The sequence below is a fragment of the Sphingobium naphthae genome (assembly GCF_043589935.1).
In the GTDB taxonomy this organism is placed as follows: Bacteria; Pseudomonadota; Alphaproteobacteria; order Sphingomonadales; family Sphingomonadaceae; genus Sphingobium; species Sphingobium naphthae_A.
This window is the reverse complement of record NZ_CP171454.1, coordinates 988,730-1,010,187: the sequence shown is the minus strand read 5'-3', so window position 1 is coordinate 1,010,187 and position 21,458 is coordinate 988,730. Positions and strand designations below refer to the sequence as shown.

General features: G+C 66.6%; 22 protein-coding genes. 17 read left to right on the top strand and 5 right to left on the bottom strand.

All coding sequences use genetic code 11. The features are described from left to right. The first annotated feature begins 111 nt into the window (after positions 1-111). From ACGGKE_RS04935 to ACGGKE_RS04915, 5 genes are all read left to right on the top strand, one after another. On the top strand, positions 112-1,521 hold the full coding sequence (locus ACGGKE_RS04935; protein WP_394440563.1) for a circularly permuted type 2 ATP-grasp protein: 1,410 nt from the start codon (positions 112-114) through the stop codon (positions 1,519-1,521). Positions 1,522-1,654: 133 nt separating this feature from the next. Next, entirely contained in the window at positions 1,655-2,587 is a 933-nt protein-coding gene (locus tag ACGGKE_RS04930; protein ID WP_394440561.1) for an alpha-E domain-containing protein, read from the top strand. Between the two features lie 21 nt (positions 2,588-2,608). Next, entirely contained in the window at positions 2,609-3,481 is an 873-nt protein-coding gene (locus ACGGKE_RS04925; RefSeq protein WP_394440559.1) for a transglutaminase domain-containing protein, read from the top strand. A 25-nt stretch (positions 3,482-3,506) separates the two neighbouring features. After that, entirely contained in the window at positions 3,507-4,244 is a 738-nt protein-coding gene (locus ACGGKE_RS04920; protein WP_394440557.1) for a peptidase, read from the top strand. 92 nt (positions 4,245-4,336) lie between these two features. After that, complete coding sequence (locus ACGGKE_RS04915) at positions 4,337-4,717, top strand: excalibur calcium-binding domain-containing protein (RefSeq protein WP_394440555.1); 381 nt, start codon at positions 4,337-4,339, stop codon at positions 4,715-4,717. Between the two features lie 138 nt (positions 4,718-4,855). Here the strand turns inward: ACGGKE_RS04915 and clpA are convergent, their stop codons facing one another. Further along, entirely contained in the window at positions 4,856-7,186 is a 2,331-nt protein-coding gene (gene clpA / locus ACGGKE_RS04910; protein ID WP_394440553.1) for an ATP-dependent Clp protease ATP-binding subunit ClpA, read from the bottom strand. 153 nt (positions 7,187-7,339) lie between these two features. Continuing rightward, complete coding sequence (locus ACGGKE_RS04905; RefSeq protein ID WP_394440551.1) at positions 7,340-7,537, bottom strand: DUF1192 domain-containing protein; 198 nt, start codon at positions 7,535-7,537, stop codon at positions 7,340-7,342. 78 nt (positions 7,538-7,615) lie between these two features. Between ACGGKE_RS04905 and ACGGKE_RS04900 the strand changes: the two genes are divergently transcribed. Next, positions 7,616-8,647, top strand: coding sequence for an NAD(P)H-quinone oxidoreductase (locus ACGGKE_RS04900; protein WP_394440549.1), 1,032 nt, complete (start codon positions 7,616-7,618; stop codon positions 8,645-8,647). Between the two features lie 26 nt (positions 8,648-8,673). On the opposite strand, the gene radC is transcribed toward ACGGKE_RS04900, so the two are convergent. Continuing rightward, positions 8,674-9,369 (bottom strand): DNA repair protein RadC, encoded by a 696-nt coding sequence (gene radC / locus ACGGKE_RS04895; RefSeq protein ID WP_394440547.1) that lies wholly within the window; start codon positions 9,367-9,369, stop codon positions 8,674-8,676. 138 nt (positions 9,370-9,507) lie between these two features. Between radC and ACGGKE_RS04890 the strand changes: the two genes are divergently transcribed. From ACGGKE_RS04890 to trxB, 9 genes are all read left to right on the top strand, one after another. Further along, positions 9,508-12,732 (top strand): YdbH domain-containing protein, encoded by a 3,225-nt coding sequence (locus ACGGKE_RS04890; RefSeq protein ID WP_394440545.1) that lies wholly within the window; start codon positions 9,508-9,510, stop codon positions 12,730-12,732. Then, positions 12,729-12,917, top strand: coding sequence for a YnbE family lipoprotein (locus ACGGKE_RS04885; protein WP_394440543.1), 189 nt, complete (start codon positions 12,729-12,731; stop codon positions 12,915-12,917). The genes ACGGKE_RS04890 and ACGGKE_RS04885 overlap by 4 nt, the downstream gene beginning before the upstream one ends. A gap of 8 nt (positions 12,918-12,925) precedes the next feature. After that, positions 12,926-13,318, top strand: a complete 393-nt coding sequence (locus ACGGKE_RS04880; RefSeq protein WP_394440541.1) for a YdbL family protein — start codon at positions 12,926-12,928, stop codon at positions 13,316-13,318. A gap of 163 nt (positions 13,319-13,481) precedes the next feature. After that, positions 13,482-13,805 carry an AtpZ/AtpI family protein gene (locus tag ACGGKE_RS04875; protein WP_394440539.1) on the top strand — a complete coding sequence of 108 codons (324 nt, stop codon included), beginning with the start codon at positions 13,482-13,484 and terminating at the stop codon, positions 13,803-13,805. Positions 13,806-13,852: 47 nt separating this feature from the next. Further along, positions 13,853-14,638, top strand: coding sequence for a F0F1 ATP synthase subunit A (locus ACGGKE_RS04870; RefSeq protein ID WP_228166636.1), 786 nt, complete (start codon positions 13,853-13,855; stop codon positions 14,636-14,638). Positions 14,639-14,691: 53 nt separating this feature from the next. After that, a complete protein-coding gene (locus ACGGKE_RS04865) occupies positions 14,692-14,919 on the top strand; it encodes a F0F1 ATP synthase subunit C (protein ID WP_004207392.1) in 228 nt (75 codons plus the stop codon). Between the two features lie 89 nt (positions 14,920-15,008). Then, on the top strand, positions 15,009-15,503 hold the full coding sequence (locus tag ACGGKE_RS04860) for an ATPase (protein ID WP_394440535.1): 495 nt from the start codon (positions 15,009-15,011) through the stop codon (positions 15,501-15,503). Next, entirely contained in the window at positions 15,496-16,110 is a 615-nt protein-coding gene (locus tag ACGGKE_RS04855) for a F0F1 ATP synthase subunit B (RefSeq protein WP_394440533.1), read from the top strand. Before ACGGKE_RS04860 ends, ACGGKE_RS04855 begins: the two co-directional genes overlap by 8 nt. A 193-nt stretch (positions 16,111-16,303) precedes the next feature. Next, the gene (gene trxB / locus ACGGKE_RS04850; RefSeq protein ID WP_394440531.1) at positions 16,304-17,266 is read left to right on the top strand and encodes a thioredoxin-disulfide reductase; all 963 of its coding nucleotides are present in this window, start codon (positions 16,304-16,306) and stop codon (positions 17,264-17,266) included. 21 nt (positions 17,267-17,287) lie between these two features. Here trxB and ACGGKE_RS04845 read toward each other — a convergent pair whose 3' ends face one another. Together ACGGKE_RS04845 and ACGGKE_RS04840 are read right to left on the bottom strand one after the other, a co-directional pair. Then, the gene (locus tag ACGGKE_RS04845; RefSeq protein WP_394440529.1) at positions 17,288-17,575 is read right to left on the bottom strand and encodes an acyl carrier protein; all 288 of its coding nucleotides are present in this window, start codon (positions 17,573-17,575) and stop codon (positions 17,288-17,290) included. Between the two features lie 28 nt (positions 17,576-17,603). After that, positions 17,604-18,614, bottom strand: a complete 1,011-nt coding sequence (locus tag ACGGKE_RS04840; RefSeq protein WP_394440527.1) for a GNAT family N-acetyltransferase — start codon at positions 18,612-18,614, stop codon at positions 17,604-17,606. Positions 18,615-18,697: 83 nt separating this feature from the next. Between ACGGKE_RS04840 and ACGGKE_RS04835 the strand changes: the two genes are divergently transcribed. After that, positions 18,698-20,209, top strand: a complete 1,512-nt coding sequence (locus ACGGKE_RS04835) for an acyl-CoA ligase (AMP-forming), exosortase A system-associated (protein ID WP_394441736.1) — start codon at positions 18,698-18,700, stop codon at positions 20,207-20,209. Further along, positions 20,206-21,438, top strand: a complete 1,233-nt coding sequence (locus ACGGKE_RS04830) for a pyridoxal-dependent decarboxylase, exosortase A system-associated (protein ID WP_394440525.1) — start codon at positions 20,206-20,208, stop codon at positions 21,436-21,438. Before ACGGKE_RS04835 ends, ACGGKE_RS04830 begins: the two co-directional genes overlap by 4 nt. Positions 21,439-21,458: the final 20 nt, after the last annotated feature.

Below are 21,458 nucleotides of genomic sequence, written 5' to 3'. Positions count from 1 at the left end.
GCCCATGGAAACCTTTTGCCCGCTCGCCACTTTTGCCTTGCATTCACCACGGCGCGGCGCACTACTGTTGCAACGCACAACCGGCCGCCGGGCCGAGGGAGGATCGTTCACTTGCCCTTCCATGAAATGTTTGAGCCCGATGGGTCGTTACGCCCCTGTTACGACGAAGTGCAGAAGTGGGTGGAGCGGACCGGCATTGCGGGGCTCAATCGGCGGATGGATGAGGCGGAGGCGATTTTCCGGCGCATCGGCATCACCTTCGCCGTCTATGGCGAGGGGGGCGATCCGGAGCGGCTGATCCCCTTCGACCTGCTGCCCCGCATCTTCACCGCCAATGAATGGCGCATCCTGGACAAGGGCATCCGCCAGCGGGCGCGGGCGCTCAACGCCTTCCTGCACGATGTCTATCACAGGGGCGAGATCGTGAAGGCCGGCATCATGCCCGCCGACATCATCTACAGGAACAGCGCCTATCTGGCCGAAATGGCGGACTTCACCCCGCCCGGCAAAGTCTATAGCCACATCGTCGGCATCGACATCGTGCGCACCGGCCCCGGCAGTTTCGAGGTGCTGGAGGATAATTGCCGCACCCCATCGGGCGTGTCCTACATGCTCGAAAATCGCGAGATCATGACGCGCATGTTCCCCGAACTGTTCGGCCAGGGGCTGGTCGCGCCGGTGGACGATTATCCCGCCGAACTGCTCAAGAGCCTGAAGGAAGTCGCGCCGCCCGCGTGCAAGGGCGATCCGGTGGTGGTCGTGCTGACGCCCGGATCGCTCAACAGCGCTTATTATGAGCATAGTTTCCTCGCCGACCTGATGGGCGTGGAACTGGTGGAGCCTGCCGACCTGTTCGTCGACGACGACCGGGTGTGGATGAAGACGACGCTCGGCCCCCGGGCGGTGGACGTCATCTATCGCCGGATCGACGACGAATATATCGATCCGCTGGTGTTCCGCCCCGACAGCCTGCTGGGCGTGCCGGGCATCTTCAACGTCTATCGCAATGGCGGCGTCACGCTGGCGTCGGCGCCCGGTTCGGGCATCGCCGACGACAAGGCGGTTTATATCTACGTGCCCGAGATGATCCGCTTCTATCTGGGCGAAAAGCCGATCCTGGACAATATCCAGACCTGGCAGTGCGGCAAGCCCGACGAACTGGCCTATGTGCTGGAGCATCTGCACGAGCTGGTGGCCAAGGAAGTCCACGGGTCGGGCGGCTACGGCATGTTGATCGGCCCCAAGTCCAGCCGCGCGGAGGTGGAGGCCTATGCCGAGCGGATCAAGGCCAATCCCGGCGAGTTCATCGCCCAGCCGACCCTCGACCTGTCGACCGTGCCGACGCTGGGCCCGGCCGCGGTGGTCGGCCGCCACGCCGACTTCCGCCCTTATTGCCTGGTCGGCAAGCAGATCCGCCTCGTCCCCGGGGGCCTGACGCGCGTGGCGCTGACCGAAGGGTCGCTGGTGGTCAATTCCAGCCAGGGCGGCGGGGTCAAGGATACATGGGTGCTGCAGGAATGAGCCGCGTGGGCCTGCCCCCTCATCATCGTCATTCCCGCGCAGGCGGGAGCCGGTCTGCCGGCGCCGCGCGGAAGGGGCTGGACCGGAGATGGGTTCCCGCCTGCGCGGGGACGACGGAGAACGAGACCACGACATGCTGAGCCGGACCGCCGAAAATCTCTTCTGGATGGCGCGCTATATGGAGCGGGCCGAAGCCACGGCGCGGCTGCTGACCATGGGGCAGCGCATGGCGATCCTGCCCGGCGCGCATCATCGCGACGAATGGCGATCGGTCGTGCGCGCGACCGGCGCGGGGCACCGCTTTCCTGAAGGAGCGAGCGTCACCGAAAGCGACGCGATATCCTTCCTGATGCTGGACCTCGACAATGCCAGTTCGATCCGGTCCTGCCTGCTCAAGGCGCGCGCCAACGCGAAATCGGCGCGGACCATGTTGACGCAGGACATGTGGGAGGCGCTGAACGAGGGCTGGCGCAAGCTGGACAGCTATGATGTCGGCGAAGCGCGCCAGCAGCTGCCCGCGCTGATCGACTGGGTGAAGACGCGCGTCATGACCTTTCGCGGGGCGGCGCATTCGGGCCAGCTGCGCAACGAGGGGCATGATTTCCTCCGCGCGGGCTCGGCGCTGGAGCGGGCGCAGATGACGCTGCGGCTGCTCGACGTCAAATATTATGTCCTGCTGCCCGAAACCGAAGTGATCGGCGGCAATCGCGACCATTATCAATGGACGTCGGTGCTCTATGCCCTGTCAGGCGCGCGGGCCTATCACCATGTCTATGGCGGCACCTACACGCCCTGGCAGATCACCGATTTCCTGATGCTCAACCGCCTGTTCCCGCGCAGCGTCGCCTATTGCTACGACCAGCTCGCCTATCGGCTCAACCGGCTGGCGGGCTGGCATGACGCCAAGGGGCCGTGCCATGACACGGTCAAGGATCTGGTCGCCGGGCTGGAGAGCCAGGACAGCGGCGAGATCTTCCGTCGCGGCCTGCATGAAACGGTGCAGAACGGGCTTATGATGACCAACAGGCTGGGCGCGGAAATCGCCCAGACCTATCATTTCGGCTGAGGCGGGACGGGAGCCGCTGCGATGAAGCTGATCGTCCGCCACCAGACCGTCTATCGCTACGCCACCTGCGCGGGGCGCGTGGCGATGCGCCTCAAGCTGATGCCGGTCGATACGCCCGCGCAGCAGGTGCTGGACTGGCAGGTCAGCATCAATGACGAGCCGCTCGCCGGCTTTCGCCCCAACAGCTACGGCGAAATGGAGGCGATCTGGATCCGGCACGACCGGCTGGACCATGCGGTGATCGTGGCCGAAGGGCTGGTGGAGACGCGGGAAAGCCATGGCGTCGTCGGTCATCTCAACAGCAAGGTCGATCCGCGCTATTTCCTGCGCGACACGCGGCTGACGCGCGTGTCGGACGCGATCGCGGCGATGGCGTGCGGTCTGCCGACCAGCGACGGGCCGCTGGCGACGCTGCACGCCCTGTCGGCGGCGGTCAGCGACGCGGTCCAGTATCGCGCCGGCGTCACCACGTCCGACACCTGCGCCGCCGACGCCTTCGCGCTGGGGGCGGGCGTGTGTCAGGATCATGCGCAGATATTCATCGCCGCCGCCCGGAGCCTGGGCATGCCGGCGCGCTACGTGTCGGGCTATCTGCTGGCGGGCGATGAAGAGGCGTTGCACGAAACCCATGGCTGGGCCGAAGCCTGGCTGCCCGACCTGGGCTGGATCGGTTTCGACCCGTCCAACCGGGTCTGCGTCACCGAACGCTATCTGCGCGTCGCCAGCGGCCTGGACGCGGACGAAGCCGCGCCGATCCGTGGGTCGGTGACGGTGGCGGGCGACATATGGATTGACGCCGACGTCCGTATCGCGCAGGCGCAGGACGGAGTCGAGGAACGGCAGCTGCAAAGGCAGCAGCAACAAAGCACCCCGCCGTCAGACTCAACGGGCTAGGTTTATTGCAGGAGGCCGGGGGGCCGTGACTTATTGTGTGGCCGTGCGCGTCGACCAGGGGCTGGTCATGCTGTCCGACACCCGCACCAATGCGGGCATGGACAATATCGCGCGCTTTCGGAAGAGCTTCACCTATCATGTGCCCGGCGAACGGGCCATCACGCTCCTCTGTTCGGGCAATCTGTCGATCACCCAAGGGGTGAAGTCGATGCTGAGCAAGGCGATCAAGGAATCGGGGCTGGACCCCGAGGTCGAGACCATCCTCAATTGCGAGAGCATGCACCGTGTCGCCCAGATTGTCGGCGCGGCGATGCAGAAGATGCAGCAGCGTTATCGCGAGAATATCGAGATGGGCGGATCGGGCGCCAGCGCGTCGATCATGGTCGCGGGCCAGCGCCGCGGCGGCAAGCCGCGCCTCTACCTCATCTATTCCGCCGGCAATTTCATCGAGGCGACGGAGGACACGCCCTTCTTCCAGATTGGCGAGCATAAATATGGCAAGCCGATCCTGGATCGGATCATCGCCCGCGAAACAAGCCTGGAGGATGCGACCAAGGCGGTCCTGGTGTCGATGGATTCGACGCTGCGCTCCAACCTGTCGGTCGGCATGCCGCTCGACCTGGTCGTGATCCCGACCGACGCCTATGATTTCAGCGTCCGCACCCGGATCGAGGCGGACAATGAGCAGTTCGCCATGATCTCCCAAAGCTGGAGCGCGGCGCTGCGCAAGGGGTTTGAGGATCTGCCGAACGTGCTGGATTGAGGGCGCGGGTAGCCGGCGAATGGGTTGAACCCTGCGCTATCGCTAGATCCTCGCTTAAGGTGCCGTTTACAAATTTCGTCTAAGTCGTCTCGATGTCGTTCCGCAAGCTGAACCAGACAAGGTCAATCAGACCGTCGCGTCGATATCCGCAAGGATACGCATCGCTTGGAAGTAACGAGACTCTGGGCGTTTTGGCAATTGCCGCCGTGGCCGGCCTCTTAGCGGGCGTCGCAAGTTTCGCTGCAACGGCAGAGGGGCGCACGCAGATCGCCAAAATGGCCGGAACTATGGCTGTCCGCTTGGGCGTTGTGCGAGCACGAACACCGCAAGTTGGTGACTACTGGCCCAATTGCGCATCGGCACGCGCGGCCGGCACCACGCCAATCTATCGCGGGGAGCCGGGCTACCGATTTGAAATGGACGGCGACAGCGATGGCGTGGCTTGCGAGCCCTATCGTGGCATGCGACGTTGACCTACGGCAGTATGGCTGTCGCTAGCCAGTTGGTTGGATTACGCACTGGCTGCAGATATCAGATGCATTCGCTACTCTGTTGCCCATAAAAAAGGCGGCCCGATCGAGCCGCCTCTTCTTCCACGCCGCTGATGGCGATTATTTCGTGCCTTCGGCGGCCTTCGCCTTGCCGCCCTTCTTGCCCTTCTTGGGGGCGGCGGGGGTGATTTCGAAGGCGAGGGCTTCGACGCCGTCGCTGTCCTTCATGCGGACATGGACTTCGCCGCCATGGACCAGCTTGCCGAACAGCAGTTCCTCGGCCAGCGGCTGCTTGATCTTTTCCTGCATCAGGCGGCCCATCGGACGAGCGCCGTACAGCTTGTCATAGCCCTTCTTGGTGAGCCACGCCTTGGCGTCCTCGTCCAGCGTGATGTGGACGTCGCGGTCGGCCAGTTGCAGCTCCAGCTGGAGCACGAACTTGTCGATGACGCGGGCGACGATTTCCGGCGGCAGATAGCCGAAGGGCACGATCGCATCGAGGCGGTTGCGGAATTCGGGGGTGAAGAGCTTCTTCACCGCATCCTCCTGCACGTCCTCGCGCGTCAGTTCGCCAAAGCCGATCGACTCCTTCGCCATGTCCGACGCACCGGCATTGGTGGTCATGATGAGGATGGTGTTGCGGAAATCGACCGTCTTGCCGTGGTGATCGGTCAGGCGGCCATTGTCCATCACCTGCAGCAGGATGTTGAACAGGTCGGGATGCGCCTTCTCAATCTCGTCCAGCAGCAGCACGCTGTGCGGATTCTGGTCGACCGCGTCGGTCAGCAGGCCGCCCTGATCATAGCCGACATAGCCCGGAGGGGCGCCGATCAGGCGGCTGACCGAATGGCGTTCCATATATTCCGACATGTCGAACCGCTGCAGCGGGATGCCGAGCAGGGTCGCGAGCTGCCGCGCCACTTCCGTCTTGCCGACACCGGTGGGGCCGGAGAAGAGATAGTTGCCGATCGGCTTGTCGGGATCGCGCAGGCCGGCGCGCGATAGCTTGATCGCGGAGGACAGCACCTCGATCGCCTTGTCCTGGCCGAAGACGACGCGCTTGAGGTCGGTCGTCAGGCTTTCCAGCACGCTCTTGTCGTCCGACGACACGGTCTTGGGCGGGATGCGCGCCATCGTCGCGATGACGGCCTCGATCTCCTTGGGCGTGATCGTCTTCTTGCGCTTGGACGGCACCACCAGCATCTGCATCGCGCCGACTTCGTCGATCACGTCGATCGCCTTGTCCGGCAGCTTGCGGTCGTTGATATAGCGCGCGCTCAGCTCCACCGCCGCCTTGATGGCGTCGGGCGTATATTTGACGTGGTGATGCTCCTCGAACGCCGAGCGCAGGCCCGTCAGGATCTTGATCGTGTCATCGACCGAAGGTTCGTTGACGTCGATCTTCTGGAAGCGGCGCAGCAGCGCGCGGTCCTTTTCGAAATGGTTGCGGAATTCCTTGTAGGTGGTCGATCCGATGCAGCGGATCGTGCCGCCCGACAGCGCCGGCTTCAGCAGGTTCGACGCGTCCATCGCGCCGCCGCTGGTCGCGCCGGCGCCGATGACGGTATGGATCTCGTCGATGAAAAGCACGGCGTGCGGCATCTTCTCCAGTTCGGTGACGACCGCTTTCAGCCGCTCCTCGAAATCGCCGCGGTAGCGGGTTCCGGCCAGCAGCGCGCCCATGTCGAGCGAATAGATGACCGCTTCCTTGAGGACGTCGGGCACTTCGCCCTCGACGATCTTGCGCGCCAGGCCTTCCGCGATCGCGGTCTTGCCCACGCCCGGATCACCGACATAGAGGGGGTTGTTCTTCGACCGGCGGCACAGGATCTGGATGGTGCGATCGACCTCGGCCGTGCGGCCGATCAGCGGGTCTACCTTGCCGCGGTCCGCCTTCTCGTTGAGGTTGACGGTGAACTGCTCCAGCGCGCTGTCCTTCTTGCCCTTGCCGTCCTGCACCTTCTTTTCCTCCTCGGCGGCGCCCTTGGTCTCCTGACGCTCGGGCGTGGGCGTGCCCTTGCCGACGCCGTGGCTGATATAGCTAACGGCATCGAGACGGCTCATATCCTGCTGTTGCAGGAAGTAGACGGCGTAGGATTCGCGCTCGGAAAACAGCGCGACCAGCACATTGGCGCCGGTCACTTCATCCTTGCCGGAGGATTGGACGTGCAGGATGGCGCGCTGCACGACGCGCTGGAAGCCGCTGGTGGGCGAAGGGTCGGACGATCCCTCCACCTTCAAACTGTCCAGTTCGGTGTCGAGATAATGAGTGACGGCGTCACCCAGTTCGCCCAGTTCCACGCCACAGGCCTGCATCACCTTGGACGCATGTTCATCGTCGATCAGCGCGAGCAGCAGATGCTCCAGCGTCGCATATTCGTGCCGGCGCTCCGACGCGTGCGTCAGCGCGTTGTGCAGGGTGGTTTCAAGGGCGGCTGCGAAAGACGGCATATTAGACTACTCCAGGCTCCCGGTCGGGGAGCGATATCGAACCTATGTCGGCATTGCTCGACAGCGGATCAAGGCATGTGCCCCGACCGCCGGAATTGCCAGACTGCCCATGCCCGGAAGAACCCTGAAGGGGCGAGGGGGCGGGGCGCCGGTTCACCGTTTGAAGAGCGCCTCGGCACTGGCCTTGTGAGTGGCGGCGCTTTCCATCTTGCGTCTGGTCCGCGCGATTTCCCCTTCCAGGGCGGCAACGCGCTTTTCCAGCTCGCTCATGGACAATGGCCCCAGATCCTGTTGCACCAGGCGGGCCAGCGGATCATCTCCCTTGCGTGGCAGATCGTCATCCAAGTCCATGACACCAATGTTGACCCTTGGGGACAGTCTGTCAATAAGGGCCCGCAAACGGCCTGCCGATTTGGGCGGGCCCCTGACATGAGCCAGAGGGCGGGGAACAGCGACATGGCGGACGGCTATTCCATTCCGGCGGAGATGACGGCGATCGGCATCGCATCGCCCGGCGGACCCGAGGCGCTGGTGGCGCAGCGCCGCCCCGTGCCCGCGCCCGGCGAGGGCGAGGTGCTGATCCGCGTCGCAGCGGCCGGCGTCAACCGGCCCGACGTGCTGCAGCGGCAGGGCAAATATCCCCCGCCGCCCGGCGCGTCGGACATTCCGGGCCTGGAAGTCGCCGGCACCATCGTTGCGGCGGGCGGCGGCGCGGACCAGCTGATCGGGCAGAAGGTCTGCGCGCTGCTGGCCGGCGGCGGCTATGCCGAATATGCGGTCGCGCCAGCGGGCCAGTGCCTGCCCGTGCCCGAAGGCTATGATCTGGTCGAGGCGGCGGCGCTGCCCGAAACGCTCTTCACAGTGTGGACCAACCTGTTCGAGCGCGCCTATGTCGCGCCGGGCGACACGGTGCTGGTCCATGGCGGCACCAGCGGCATCGGCACCATGGCGATCAGCCTGTGCCGCCTGTTCGACGTGACGATCATCGTCACCTGCGGCAGCGACGAGAAATGCGCGCAGGCGCTCGACTGGGGCGCGAGCAATGCGGTGAACTACAAGAACCAGGATTTCGTGGCCGAAGTGAAGCGGATCACCGATGGCAAGGGCTGCCAGGCGGTGCTCGACATGGTGGGCGGCGATTATGTGCCGCGCAATCTGGAATGTCTGGCCGAGGACGGCCGCCATGTGTCGATCGCCGTGCTGGGCGGGGCGAAGGCGGAAATCTTCATCCCGATGATCATGCAGCGGCGGCTGACGCTGACGGCGTCGACGCTGCGCGCGCGTTCGGTCGGCTTCAAGAGCCTGGTCGCCGACGAACTGGCCCGCACGGTCTGGCCCTTCGCGGCGGAAGGCCGCCTGCGCCCGGCGATGGACCAGCGGTTCGACATGACCGACGCGGCCAAGGCCCATGTGCGCATGGACGCGGGCGAGCATTTCGGAAAGATCGTGCTGACGATGTGACGGCGCACGGTGGCGGCTGCGGCAGGCTAGAGCAGGCCCTTGGCGCGCAGGCTGACATGGCCCTGGGCCGCGATGATGACATGATCATGGACGCTGATCCCCAGCCGCTTGCCCGCGTCGATGATCTGGCGCGTCACTTCTATGTCCTGGCGACTGGGTTCGGGCGATCCGCTGGGATGGTTATGGACCAGGATCAGCGCCGCCGATCCCAGGTCGATCGCGCGGCGGATCACCTCGCGCGTGTAGATCGCCGCCTGGTCGATCGACCCGTCGCCCATATGATCGTCGCGGATCAGCATGTTGCGGCTGTTGAGGTGCAGCACGCGCACCCGCTCCACGCCCAGATAGGCCATGTCGGCGCGGAGATAGTCGAGCAGTGCCTGCCAGCTGCCCAGCACCGGCCGAGCAGCCACATCATTGCGCAGCATCCGCAGCGCCGTCGCCTGCACGATCTTGATCGCCGCGACGCTGGTGTCGCCCATGCCCGGCACGCGCGCGATCGCCGCCCAGTCTGCGCTCATCAGGCCGCCGATCCCGCCAAATTCGCGCAGCAGCAGCTTGGCCAGCGGCTTGGTGTCGCGCCGGGGAATGGCGAGCGCCAGCAGATATTCGATCAGTTCATGGTCGAGCAGCGCGTCGCCGCCATTGTCGGCCAGCTTCTGGCGCAGGCGCGCGCGGTGGCCGGCGCCGTCATGCGGGGCTTTTGCATCCTGATCGGCCAAATTCCCGTTCCCCCCGCAGCGCCGGCGCCGACGCTATGCGTTGCGGAATCGCGGAGCAAGGATATTTAGGAGAGGCGGGACGTTATGGTCCCGTTACGGACCATGGGTGTCGCAGCTAAGCCGGGGTTGGCCATAGGAATGGAAGAAGAGGACGGCGAAGAAGCGGTTCGCCGGGCATGGCTGCGCTGGCTGGGCGTGGGCACCGGGTCGCTCGCCCTGGTGCTGATCGGCCTGTGGACTCAGCGCGCCCCCATCGCCGAGAACTTCATCAGCCGCGAACTCAACCGGCGCGGGGTCCAGGCCAATTACGACCTGGTCGATGTCGGACTGCGCACGCAGCGGATCGAGAACATCGTGCTGGGCGATCCGGCCCATCCCGACCTGACGGCGCAATGGGTGGAGGTGGACATCGCCTTCGCCGGCCTGACACCCAAGGTGGCGGCGGTGAGGGCAAGCGGCGTGCGGCTGCGCGGATCGCTGCGCGATGGCGTGCTGCGGCTGGGCGAACTTGACCGGTTCCGCGATCCCAGTTCCACCGCGCCCTTCAGCCTCCCCGACATCAAGGTGGGGCTGGCCGATGCGCGGCTGACGCTCGACACCGACGCCGGACGGGTCGGCATGCAGATCGACGGCGCGGGCAATCTTCAGTCGGGCTTCCGGGGCCGGCTGGCCGCCGCCATGCCGCGCGCGGCGCTGGCGGGATGCGGCGCGACGCAGGCGCGCGCGATGGTCGACGTGGCGATGCAGAGCGGCAGGCCGCATCTCAGCGGCCCGATCAGCGCCGATGCGCTGGCCTGCCGCGAGGCCGGGGCCGCGCTGGCGAAGCCGGCGGCGCGGATCGACCTCACTTTGGGCCAGGCGCTCGACCATTGGAGCGGCCATGTCGACCTGTCGGGCGACGCGCTGCGCGGCGGCGGCATGGTCCTGGCGACTCCGTCAGGCCGAGTGGATTTCGACGGCAGCGCCGCGCGCACCGCGGGGCAGCTGCGCCTCGACGCGGCGGCGCTGAACGGGCGCGGCGCGCTGCTGGGCACGACGATGCTGGCGGGACAATGGTCGATCGGGCCGGAGACGCGGTTCCAGGGGCAGCTGGACGGCGAGAATCTGCGCCTGTCGGGGCGCGATCCGATGGCCGGGCTGCGCAGCGCGGCGGTGGGCACGCCGGTCGCGCCGCTGGCGGTGAAGCTCGCCGATGCGGTCGAGCGCGCCGGAGCGGGCAACCGCGTGCGCACCAGTTTCGCGCTGGTGCAGAAACAGGGGGTCGGCAGCCTGGCGGTGACCGACACCGGGCTCGACGCGCGCAGCGGCGCACGGATCGGCATCGCGCAGGGCGGGCAGATGACGCTGGCCTGGCCGGGCAAGGCTGCGGGCGTTGACTGGGCGCTCGATGGCGCGATCACGGCGGAAGGCGGCGGCTTGCCGAAAGCGGCGCTGCGGCTCGCGCGGCGGCCCGGCGGCGGCTTTGGCGGGCAATTGTTCGTCGATCCCTATGCCGCCGGCGACGCGCGGCTGGCGATTGATCGCGTGCGCTTCACTGCCGATCGCGACGGCGCGACTCGCTTCCAGACCGCGGTGCGGCTGGACGGGCCGCTGCCCGATGGGCGCTTGCGCGGGCTCAGCCTGCCCGTGAGCGGCCGGGTCGCCGCCAATGGCGCGGTGTGGGTCAATCCCGATTGCGTGCCGCTCTCGCTGGTCGAGGCGCGCTATGGCAATTTCGCGCTGGGACAGACGCGCCAGACGCTGTGCCCGGTCGATGGCGCGATGCTCGCCATGGGGCCGTCGGGCCTGCGCGGCGGCGTCGATCTGAAGCAGGTCGACCTCGCCGGGCGCAGCGGCGACAGCCCGATGCGGCTGACCGCCGACCATGCCCGGCTGCTGCTGGGCAGGACCGGCTTCACGCTCGCCAACCCCGCGCTCACCATCGGTGCGCAGGATGCGCCGGTGCGCCTGACCGCCGCCAGCATGGACGGCGCGATGACGAAGGACGGGTTTGCGGGCCGGCTGACCGGCGCAGGTGGGCAGATCGGCGCGGTGCCGCTGATCGTCGAGCGGGGCGCGGGCGACTGGCGTTTCGCGCAAGGGACGCTCAGCCTCAAGGCGGCGATGACGGTGCGCGATTCGCAGGCGCAGGCCCGCTTCAACCCGCTGGCGGTGCCCGATTTCGCCTTGTCGCTGAAGGACGGGCGGATCGCCGCGACCGGCACGCTCACCGCGCCGCTTAATGGCGCGACGGTGGCGACGACCGGCATCGCGCATGATCTGGGCAGCGGCCGGGGTCATGCCGACCTCGCCGTGCCCGGCCTGACCTTCGACTCCAGCCTCCAGCCCGACGATGTGACGCCGCTGGCGCTGGGCGTCATCGCCAATGTGCGGGCCAAGGTGACGGGGGAGGGGCGGATCGACTGGACCGGCGCCACGGTGACGAGCAGCGGCACCTTCCGCACCGACAACGCCAATCTCGCCGCCGCCTTCGGCCCGGTCGAGGGGCTGAGCGGCGAGATCCACTTCACCGACCTTATCGGCCTCGTCACCGCGCCCGGACAGGAAGTGCGGCTGCGGACGGTCAATCCGGGCGTCGAAGTGCGCGACGGGGTCGTGCGCTATCGGCTGGAGGCCGGGCAGAAGGTGCGGATCGAAGGAGGCGGCTGGCCCTTTTCCGGCGGGCAGCTGGTGCTGTTGCCCACCACCATGGATTTCAGCGCCGATGTCGACCGCTATCTGACCTTTCGCGTGATCGGGCTGGACGCCGGCTCCTTCATCCAGGCGATGGAACTGAACAATGTGTCGGCGACCGGCACGTTCGATGGCATCATGCCGCTGATCTTCAATTCCAGGGGCGGGCGCGTCGCGGGCGGCGTGCTGGTGGCGCGGCAGGCGGGGATGGAACCGCTGCTGATGCCCGAAGGCGTGTTGCCGACCATCCCGTGCGATCCGACGCGGATCGGCGGCACGCTCTCCTATGTCGGTCCGGTCTCGAACGAGGATATCGGCGTCATGGGCAAGGTCGCCTTCGATGCGCTCAAGAATCTGCAGTATAAATGTCTGACAATCCTGATGGACGGCGCGCTGGACGGCGAAATGGTGACTCACGTCGTGTTTAACGGCGTGAACCGCGATCGGCTGGGCGCTGTCCCTCCCGGGCTGGCCCGCAATTTCACTGGCTTGCCCTTCATATTCAACGTGAAGATCGCCGCGCCCTTCCGCGGATTGCTGGGCACCGCCCAGTCCTTCATCGACCCGTCCGCGCTGGTGCAGGGCGAGATCGCGAAGGAAGCGCAGGACAAGATGCGCGCGCACGAACAGCAAGGCCTTGCGGTTCAGCCTCTGGACAGCGACAAGGTGGCAAATGGGGAGCCGAAATGAAGAGAATGATGATCATGACGGCCGGTCTCGCCGGTCTCGCGCTAGGGGGATGCATTCAGGTGAAGGCCCCGGACAAGCCGATCGAGATCAACCTGAACGTCAAGGTGCAGCAGGAAGTAGTTGTGAAACTGCAACGCGACGCGCAGGATCTTATCCAGAATAACCCGGAGTTGTTCCCGCAATGACAGGCAAGATGGCAAAATCCCGCTGGTTGACCGCCGCTATGCTGGCGCTGGCGGGCGGTATGGGCATGAGCGGCGCGGCCATGGCGCAGTCGGCCGATCTGGCGGCTGCCCTTTCCTCGGGCGCGGTGGGCGAGCAGGCCGACGGCTATATGGGCGTCGTCACATCGGTCAGCGCTCCGGTCCGCAAGGAAGTCGAATCAATCAATATCAAGCGGCGCCAGGCCTATACCGACCTTGCCGGCAAGCGCGGCGTGACGGTGCAGGACGCGGCCGCCGCCACAGCCTGTCAGACGCTGACGCGTCTGAAAGAGGGACAGGCCTATCGCATCGGCGGTGGCGCCTGGCAGACAAAGGGGGCAGGCGCGATCGCCCTGCCGTCCTATTGCGCGTCAGGGGGGTGAGATTTCCGCGGTAGCGGACTTTGGCGGAGGCTTCGTATCGGCGCGATATTCTCTGCCGCAACCATGGTTGACTATCCGCCATCCGCTTTCTAAACGGGCCGCGCCTTGACGGGTGCAGCCGCAAGCGCCATGCCGCCGCGACACATGGTCGCGGAGGAGTGGCATGGCAGCGGAAACACCCGGACAGGACCCGGCAGGGGAGGACGCGCGGATCGCTTCACTCGAGGAGCGGATCGCCCGGGCCGAACATGCCGAAAAGGTCAGGCAGGGGGCCACGGAGCAGCAGGCGGACGATGGATCGCGCCTGGGCAACAGGGTTCTTGCTGAACTGATCGGCGGTCTTGTCGGCGGTGCGTTGATCGGCTGGGTTCTCGACCGGCTGTTCGACACATCCTCATGGCTTCTGCTCGTCTTCCTCGGTCTCGGGATCGTGGCGGCGTTCAGGAACATCATCAGATTGACGACGACAAAGCGTCCCGACCAATAGGGACGCTTTTGTCATAGTCCGAAGGCTTAGGCGTTACAGGGGTCAACGTGGCAGAATCCGGCAAAATCGATCCGATGCATCAATTCGCTATCGAACCTTTGTTCGGTACGGATCATCTGTCGATCGGCGGCTTCAACATCGCCTTCACCAACAGCGCGCTCTACATGGTGCTCGCGGCCGTGGTGCTGTGGATCTTCGTGATCGGCGGCATGAAGCGCGAACTGGTGCCTGGTCGCTGGCAGATGGCGGTCGAATATATGACCGGCTTCATCAAGAACCTGCTGGTCGCCAATATCGGCGACAAGGGCCGCAAATATATCCCCTACGTCTTCTCGCTCTTCATGTTCATCCTGCTGGCGAACCTGCTGGGTCTGCTGCCGCTCGGGCTGTTCGGGTTGCACCCCTTCACCTTCACCAGCCACTTCACCGCCACCGGCGTGCTGGCGATCATGAGCTTTTCGATCGTGCTGATCGTCGGCTTCGCCAAGCATGGCCTGCATTTCTTCTCGCTGTTCGTGCCGCACGGCACCCCGGCGCTGATGGTGGTGCCGCTCTTCTTCATCGAACTCGTGTCCTTCATGGTGCGTCCGTTCAGCCTGGGCCTGCGACTGTTCGTCGCGATGACCGCCGGCCACGTGCTGCTGAAGGTGCTTGCGGGCTTCGTCATCAACAGCGCCAATGCGTCGCCGCTGCTGGGCCTGACCGTGGGTTCGGCCAGCTTCATCCTGATGATCGGCATCAGCGCGCTGGAAGTGCTGGTCGCGGTGATCCAGGCCTATGTGTTCGCGCTGCTGACCTCGGTCTATCTCAACGATGCCGAGAACCTGCACTAAGTTTCGCCAATTTCTTCAACATTATCTGACTGTTTAACAAGGGAGTTTACGACATGGACGCAGAAGCCGCAAAGCTGCTCGGTGCTGGCCTGGCCGCGATCGGTGCGGGCATCGCCGCTCTGGGCGTGGGCAACGTGTTCAGCAGCTTCCTGGAAGGCGCGCTGCGCAATCCGGGCGCCGCTGACGGCCAGCAGGGCCGCCTGTTCATCGGTTTCGCCGCGGCGGAACTTCTGGGTCTGCTGGCGTTCGTTATCGCCATGATCCTGGTGTTCGTGGCCTGACACGCATTTGAAGCGGGCGGGGCGGCCATTGTGCCGCGCTCGCCCGTTTCCCTGACATTGACCGCCCTCTGACCGGACGGACCCGTAAAATGCCTCAAATCGCGCAAATCGCCGAAACCTACTCCAGCCAGATCTTCTGGCTGCTGCTGACCTTCGGCTTCGTTTTCTTTGTCATCGGCCTTGGCATGGTGCCCAAGGTGCAGGGCACGGCGGACGCGCGCGACGCGAAGATCAGCGGAGATCTGGACGCGGCGAAGGCGGCCTTCGCCCGCGCCGACGAGGCGGAAGCCGATTATCGCGAGCGCGATGCCGAAAGCCGCACCGCCGCGCAGGCGGTGATGGCCCAGGCGAAGGCGGAAGCGGCCAAGGCGTCCGAAGCCCGCCTCGCTGCGGCCGACGCCGACGTCGCCGCTCGCATCGCCGCGGCGGAAGCGCGCATCCAGGCCGCCAGCAGCGCGGCCATGGCAGAAATCGAAATCGTCGCCGCCGACGCGGCGCGCGACATGGTGGCGCGCATTTCCGGCGTGAACGCGTCGGACGAGGCGGCCCGCAACGCAGTAAAGGCGGCACTGGCCCATGGCTGAGGCAGCAGCACAGCATAATGAAGCGACCGCGCCCTCGCTGGGCGAGGCGATCCATGCCGAAGGGCTGGAGCCGGTCGGCACCGTCGCGCATGAAGGCGTGGCGCCCCATACCGATCCCAAGGCGGTCGGCATGGACGCCACCGCCTGGGTCAGCCTGGCGATGGCGGTGTTCATCGTCATCCTGCTGGTCAAAAAGGTGCCCGGCCTGATCGGCGGCGCGCTGGATGGCCGGATCGCGCAGATCAAGGAACAGCTGGCCGAAGCATCGCGCCTGCGCGCCGAGGCCGAAGTGCTGAAGGGCGAATATGAGGCGAAGCTGGCCGCCGCGGCTGGCGAGGCCGAGGCGATGCGCAAGGCGGCCGAACATGAGGCCGAAGGGCTGATCGCCGATGCCAGGGCCAATGCCGAGGATCTGGTCGCTCGTCGCCAGAAGATGGCGGAGGACAAGATCGGCGCCGCCGAACGCGCCGCCATCGCCGGCATCCGCGCCAAGGCGGTCAATGCGGCGACCAGCGCGGCCGCCACGCTGATCGCGCAGGGCCATGACGCGCAGGCGGACAAGGCGCTGGTCGACAATGCCATCGGGAAGCTCGGCGCGATCAACTGATCGAACCGGACGGACGGCAGAAAAAGGGGCTGGTGCGGACGACGCGCCGGCCCTTTTTCGTGGCGCCGGGCCGCGCCCACGGCCGGGGCGCCCAGCGCAGCTTCACCGCCCCCAAGCAAATCCTTCGCTTGCGCCCCGCGCCGCGCCGCCTATCTCTGACCCCCTGATCCGAATCGCAGTTTGAAGGCCCTGTATGACCGCCACCCACAGCACCCGCATGTTGATCCTCGGTTCCGGCCCCGCCGGCCTGTCCGCCGCCATCTATGGCGCGCGCGCCGGCCTCGCGCCGATCGTCGTGCAGGGGATGCAGCCGGGCGGGCAGCTGACCATCACCACCGATGTCGAAAATTATCCCGGCTTTCGCGACGTCATCCAGGGCCCTTGGCTGATGGAGCAGATGCAGGCGCAGGCCGAGCATGTCGGCGCGCAGATGATGTATGACCAGATTGTCGACGTCGACCTGTCCGAGCGGCCCTTCCGCCTGCGCGGCGACAGCGGCACCCTCTATGTCGCGGACACGCTGGTCATATGCACCGGGGCGCAGGCCAAATGGCTGGGCGTCGAGGGTGAGGAACATCTGCAGGGCAAGGGCGTGTCGGCCTGCGCCACCTGCGACGGCTTCTTCTATCGCGGCAAGAAGGTGGTGGTCATCGGCGGCGGCAACACCGCGGTCGAGGAAGCGCTCTACCTCACCAATCACAGCCATGACGTGACGCTGATCCACCGGCGGGATTCGCTGCGCGCGGAAAAGATCCTGCAGGAACGGCTGAAGGCGCATCCCAACATCAAGATCCTGTGGAACAAGGCGGTCGAGCGGTTCGTCGGCGGCGGCGCGCCCGAAGGGCTGGTGGGCGTCGACCTCATCGACACGGTCACGGGCGCGAAGAGCCATGAGCCGACCGACGGCGGCTTCGTCGCCATCGGTCATCATCCCGCGACCGAGCTGTTCACCGACAAGCTGCCGCTCGACGAAGGCTATATCCTGGTGGAAAAGGGCACGACCCGCACCGCCATTCCCGGCGTCTTCGCGGCGGGCGACGTCACCGACAAAATCTATCGCCAGGCGGTGACGGCGGCTGGCATGGGCTGCATGGCCGCGCTCGATGTCGAAAAGTTCCTGGCCGAACAGGATTTCGAGGAACTGGTGGAGGCGTAGGCGACGCCCCGGGGGCGAGGGTCAGCCGACCTTCGCCGCTGCAAAGGCGACCAGCGAGCCGAAGCTTTCGAACGTGTCGCCGTCAATATCCTCATCCTCGATGAGGATGCCGAAGCGATCCTCCATCTCGGTCAGCAGGCCCGCAACCGCCATGGAATCCAATTCCGGCAGTGCGCCGAACAGCGGGGTGTCGGCGTCGAACCCATCGACCCGCTCCTGCGAGAGGCCGAGCGCGTCGCGCAGCAGCGCCCGCATCTGGGTTTCGATATCGATGGACTGGCCTGTCGGCTGAGGATTGTGCGCCCGCATGATGCGCGCCTAACTAATGTCTCGCTTGCTAACCTACAAGCGCCGAAATCGCCGCCCGCGCCGCCGGCAACCAGCTGGCGGGGCTGCGCGGGTTGAAGGCGTCGAGACGGTAGAGCGGCAGGCGCTGCTCCATCCAGTCGGCCTTATAGTCATTGTCGCCGGTGCCATAGTCGATCAGCGTCACACCGTCGCCGTCGATAGCCCGGGCGAACATCGCGTGGCTCAGCAGTGTGCCGGGCGACTGCGCGTCGAAGGCGCGGTCATGCGCCAGCTTGTGGATCAGCGCGACGCCCGCTTCGATCGTCCAGAGCTGCGTCGCGACCGCGCGGCCCTGCGCCCGCGCGAACCCCAGCCGCAGCGTGCCCGCCGCGCTTTCCCGCTCGGCGAGCGCGCGCAGGAAGGCGATGCCGCGCGCGGGCTCCGGCCCCTGCCAGCTGCGCGCCTGCACATCGACATACTCGTCCCACAGCTGGGGCGTCAGTTGGTCATGGATCGACAGGGCAAAGGGGCTGCCCCGACCCTTGCGGCGGATCAGGTTGCGCAGCCGGCCGGGCCGGTCGGCCCAATAAGCGGCAAAGTCCCGCCCGCGCAGCGGCAGCAGGTGGCGACCGCCCATGGCGCGGCGCACGGTCCACCAGCCGGCGTGGCGCAACGCCGCCGCCAGCGCTGCGCCATCCTCGATCGGATAGAGGTCGATCCGGGAGCAGCGCGCGCGCAGATGCCGGGCGATCGCCGTCAGCATCTGATGCTGGGTCGCTGCGTCCACCGCGCCGATAAAGATCGGCGCCCAGGCGAAGCTGTAATAATTGGCGAGCGCGCGCAGCCGACCGGGGGCGGGCGCGAGCAGGAACAGCCAGGCGTCGCCCTGCGCGGCCGACACGGTCAGGATGCGCAGCGGCATGTCGGGAAAGCAGTGGCGGTGCAGCGCCTCCATCCAGTCCAGCCGGTCGAACAGGCGCGGCCTGTCGGCGCGGTCGAGCCGTCCGGCCAGCGCCTGCCGCATCTCGGCAAACCTGTGATATTCCCTTGGCGCCTGCAACCGACTATCTCCGCCCCAGTCGCCGCACCCTTAGGAGAAAATTCTTCACATGGCGTTAAGCATCCGTGGCTGAAGTGCTTTCCATGATCGACGGCGCGCCGGTGCGGCCGATCGACCATCTGCTGCTGCGCGGCGATCCGGCCGCATCGGCGCTGGACGGACGATCAGGCCAGTATAGCTATGCCGAACTGGAACAGGCGCTGGCGCGGCTGGCGGCCTGGCTGGCTGGTTGCGGGCTGGAGCAGGGGGCCCGGGTCGCGAGCTGGGTGGCGAAGGGGCCGGTCGCCGCGCTGATGCCGCTCGCCGCACCGCGCGCGGGCCTCATCCATGTGCCGGTCAACCCGCTGCTCAAACATCGTCAGGTCGCCCACATCCTGGCCGACAGCGGCGCCGCGATGCTGATCGGCACGGCGGCGCGGATCGACAGCCTGGCGCCCGACGACGTGCCCGTCGGCTGCCAGCTGCACCGGGAGGATGATGTCGCCTGCGCGATGAGCGGCGGCGATGGCATCGGCCCGTCCGATGCCGAGCCGCAGGCGCTGGCCGCGATCCTCTACACCAGCGGATCGACCGGCCGGCCCAAGGGGGTGATGCTGACGCACGCCAATCTCTGGCTGGGCGCGGTGGCGGTGGCCGACTATCTTCGCCTCGCGCCGGACGATCGCACCGCCTGCGTCCTGCCGTTCAGCTTCGACTATGGCCAGAACCAGCTATTGTCCACCTGGTATGCGGGCGGCTGCGTCTATCCGCTCGATTATCTGACGCCGCGTGACGTGCTGAAACTGGTGGATCGCCGCGACATCACGACGCTGGCGGGCGTGCCGCCGCTCTGGGTGCAACTGGCGGAACTGGAATGGCCGGCGGAGATTGCCGGCAAGCTGCGGCGGCTGACCAACAGCGGCGGCGCGCTCACCCGGCCACTGGTGGCGCGGCTGCGCGCCCTGTTCCCGCAGGCCGACCTCTATCCCATGTATGGTCTGACGGAAGCCTTCCGCTCCACCTATCTGCCCCCGGCGCTGGTGGACGATCATCCCGATTCGATGGGCCGCGCCATTCCCTTCGCCGAAATCCTGGTGGTGCGCCCCGACGGGAGCGTCACCGACGATGGCGAGCCGGGCGAACTGGTCCATTGCGGCCCGCTGGTGGCGCAGGGCTATTGGCGCGACGCCGATCGGACGGCGCAGCGGTTCAGGCCGGCGCCGGCCGCATCGCGCTATGGCGGCATGGCGGTCTGGTCGGGCGACACGGTGCGGCGCGATGCGCAGGGGCTGCTCTATTTCGTCGGTCGCGACGACGCGATGATCAAGTCCGCCGGCAACCGCATCAGCCCGACCGAGATCGAGGAAGCCGCCCTCGCCGTGCCGGGCGTTGCCGAAGCGGTGGCGCTGGGCATCGCTGACGAACGGCTGGGGCAGGCGGTGCGGCTGTTGCTGCGCGGGGACGATCGCGCGATCATCGACGCTGTCGCCACGCATCTGAAAAGCGAACTGCCCAATTTCATGCAGCCCAAGGACATCATCGTGCTTCCCGAATTTCCCCGAAATCCCAATGGCAAGATCGACCGGGTGGCGCTGGCCCGGGAGCATGGCGCATGAAGCCGATGGGACCCGTGCCGCCCTGGTTTTCGGCCGAACAGGGCATGTTGCTGATCGGCGGATGCGGCGCGGAAAGCCTGGTGGACGAAGCGGGCGACACGCCGCTCTTCGTCTATGATATGAGAATCGTGGAAGCGCAGGTGCGGCGGTTCCGCGCCGTCATGCCCGAAGCGATCGACCTTCATTATGCGGTCAAGGCCAATCCATTCGCGCCCCTGCTCGCGCGCATGGCGGTGCAGGTCGACGGCTTTGACATCGCGTCGGGTGGCGAGCTGGAAATGGCGCTGGAAGCGGGCATGGCGCCCGATCGCATCAGCTTTGCGGGGCCCGGCAAGCGCACCGACGAACTGACCGCCGCCATTTTCGCGGGCGTGACGATCAACCTGGAATCCGAAGGCGAAGCGCACCGCGCGATCGCGGCCGGCGCGGCGATCGGCAAGACGCCGCGCCTGGCCGTGCGGGTCAATCCGGATTTTGACCTCAAGGGGTCGGGGATGCGTATGGGCGGCGGGGCCAAGCCTTTCGGCGTCGACGCCGACCGGGCCGCCGCGCTGGCGCGCATGGTGATCGAAGCCGGGGCGGACTGGCGCGGCTGGCATATCTTCGCCGGCAGCCAGAATCTCGATCCGCAGGCGATCATAGAGACGCAGGCGGCGACCATCGCGCTCGCCGCGCGGCTGTCCGACGCTGTCGGCGCTACCCCGCCGCTGGTCAATCTGGGCGGCGGCTTTGGCCTGGCCTATTTCCCCGGTGACATGCCACTCGACATCCATCCGATCGGCGTTGCGCTGGGCAAGGCGCTGGCGACGCGCGCGCCCATCCTGCAGGGCAGCCGCTTTGCGATCGAACTGGGCCGCTGGCTGGTGGGAGAGGCGGGCGTCTATCTGACGCGCGTCGTCGACGTGAAGGACAGCCAGGGCGAACGCTTCGCCGTGGTCGATGGCGGGCTGCATCACCAGCTCGCCGCCAGCGGCAATTTCGGCACGGTCGTGCGGCGCAACTATCCGATCGCGGTCGCCAACCGCTTCGACGCCGCGCCGGCGGATGGTCCGGTCACGCTGGTCGGTTGCCTCTGCACCCCGATCGACCGGCTGGGGGACAAGGTGGCGCTACCGCCGTTGGAGGAAGGGGATCTCATCGCCATCTTCCTGGCGGGCGCGTATGGCGCGTCGGCCAGTCCCACGGCCTTTCTCGGACATCCTCCGCCCCGGGAGCTTTTGCTCGGCTGATCGCCACGCACTTGACTCCT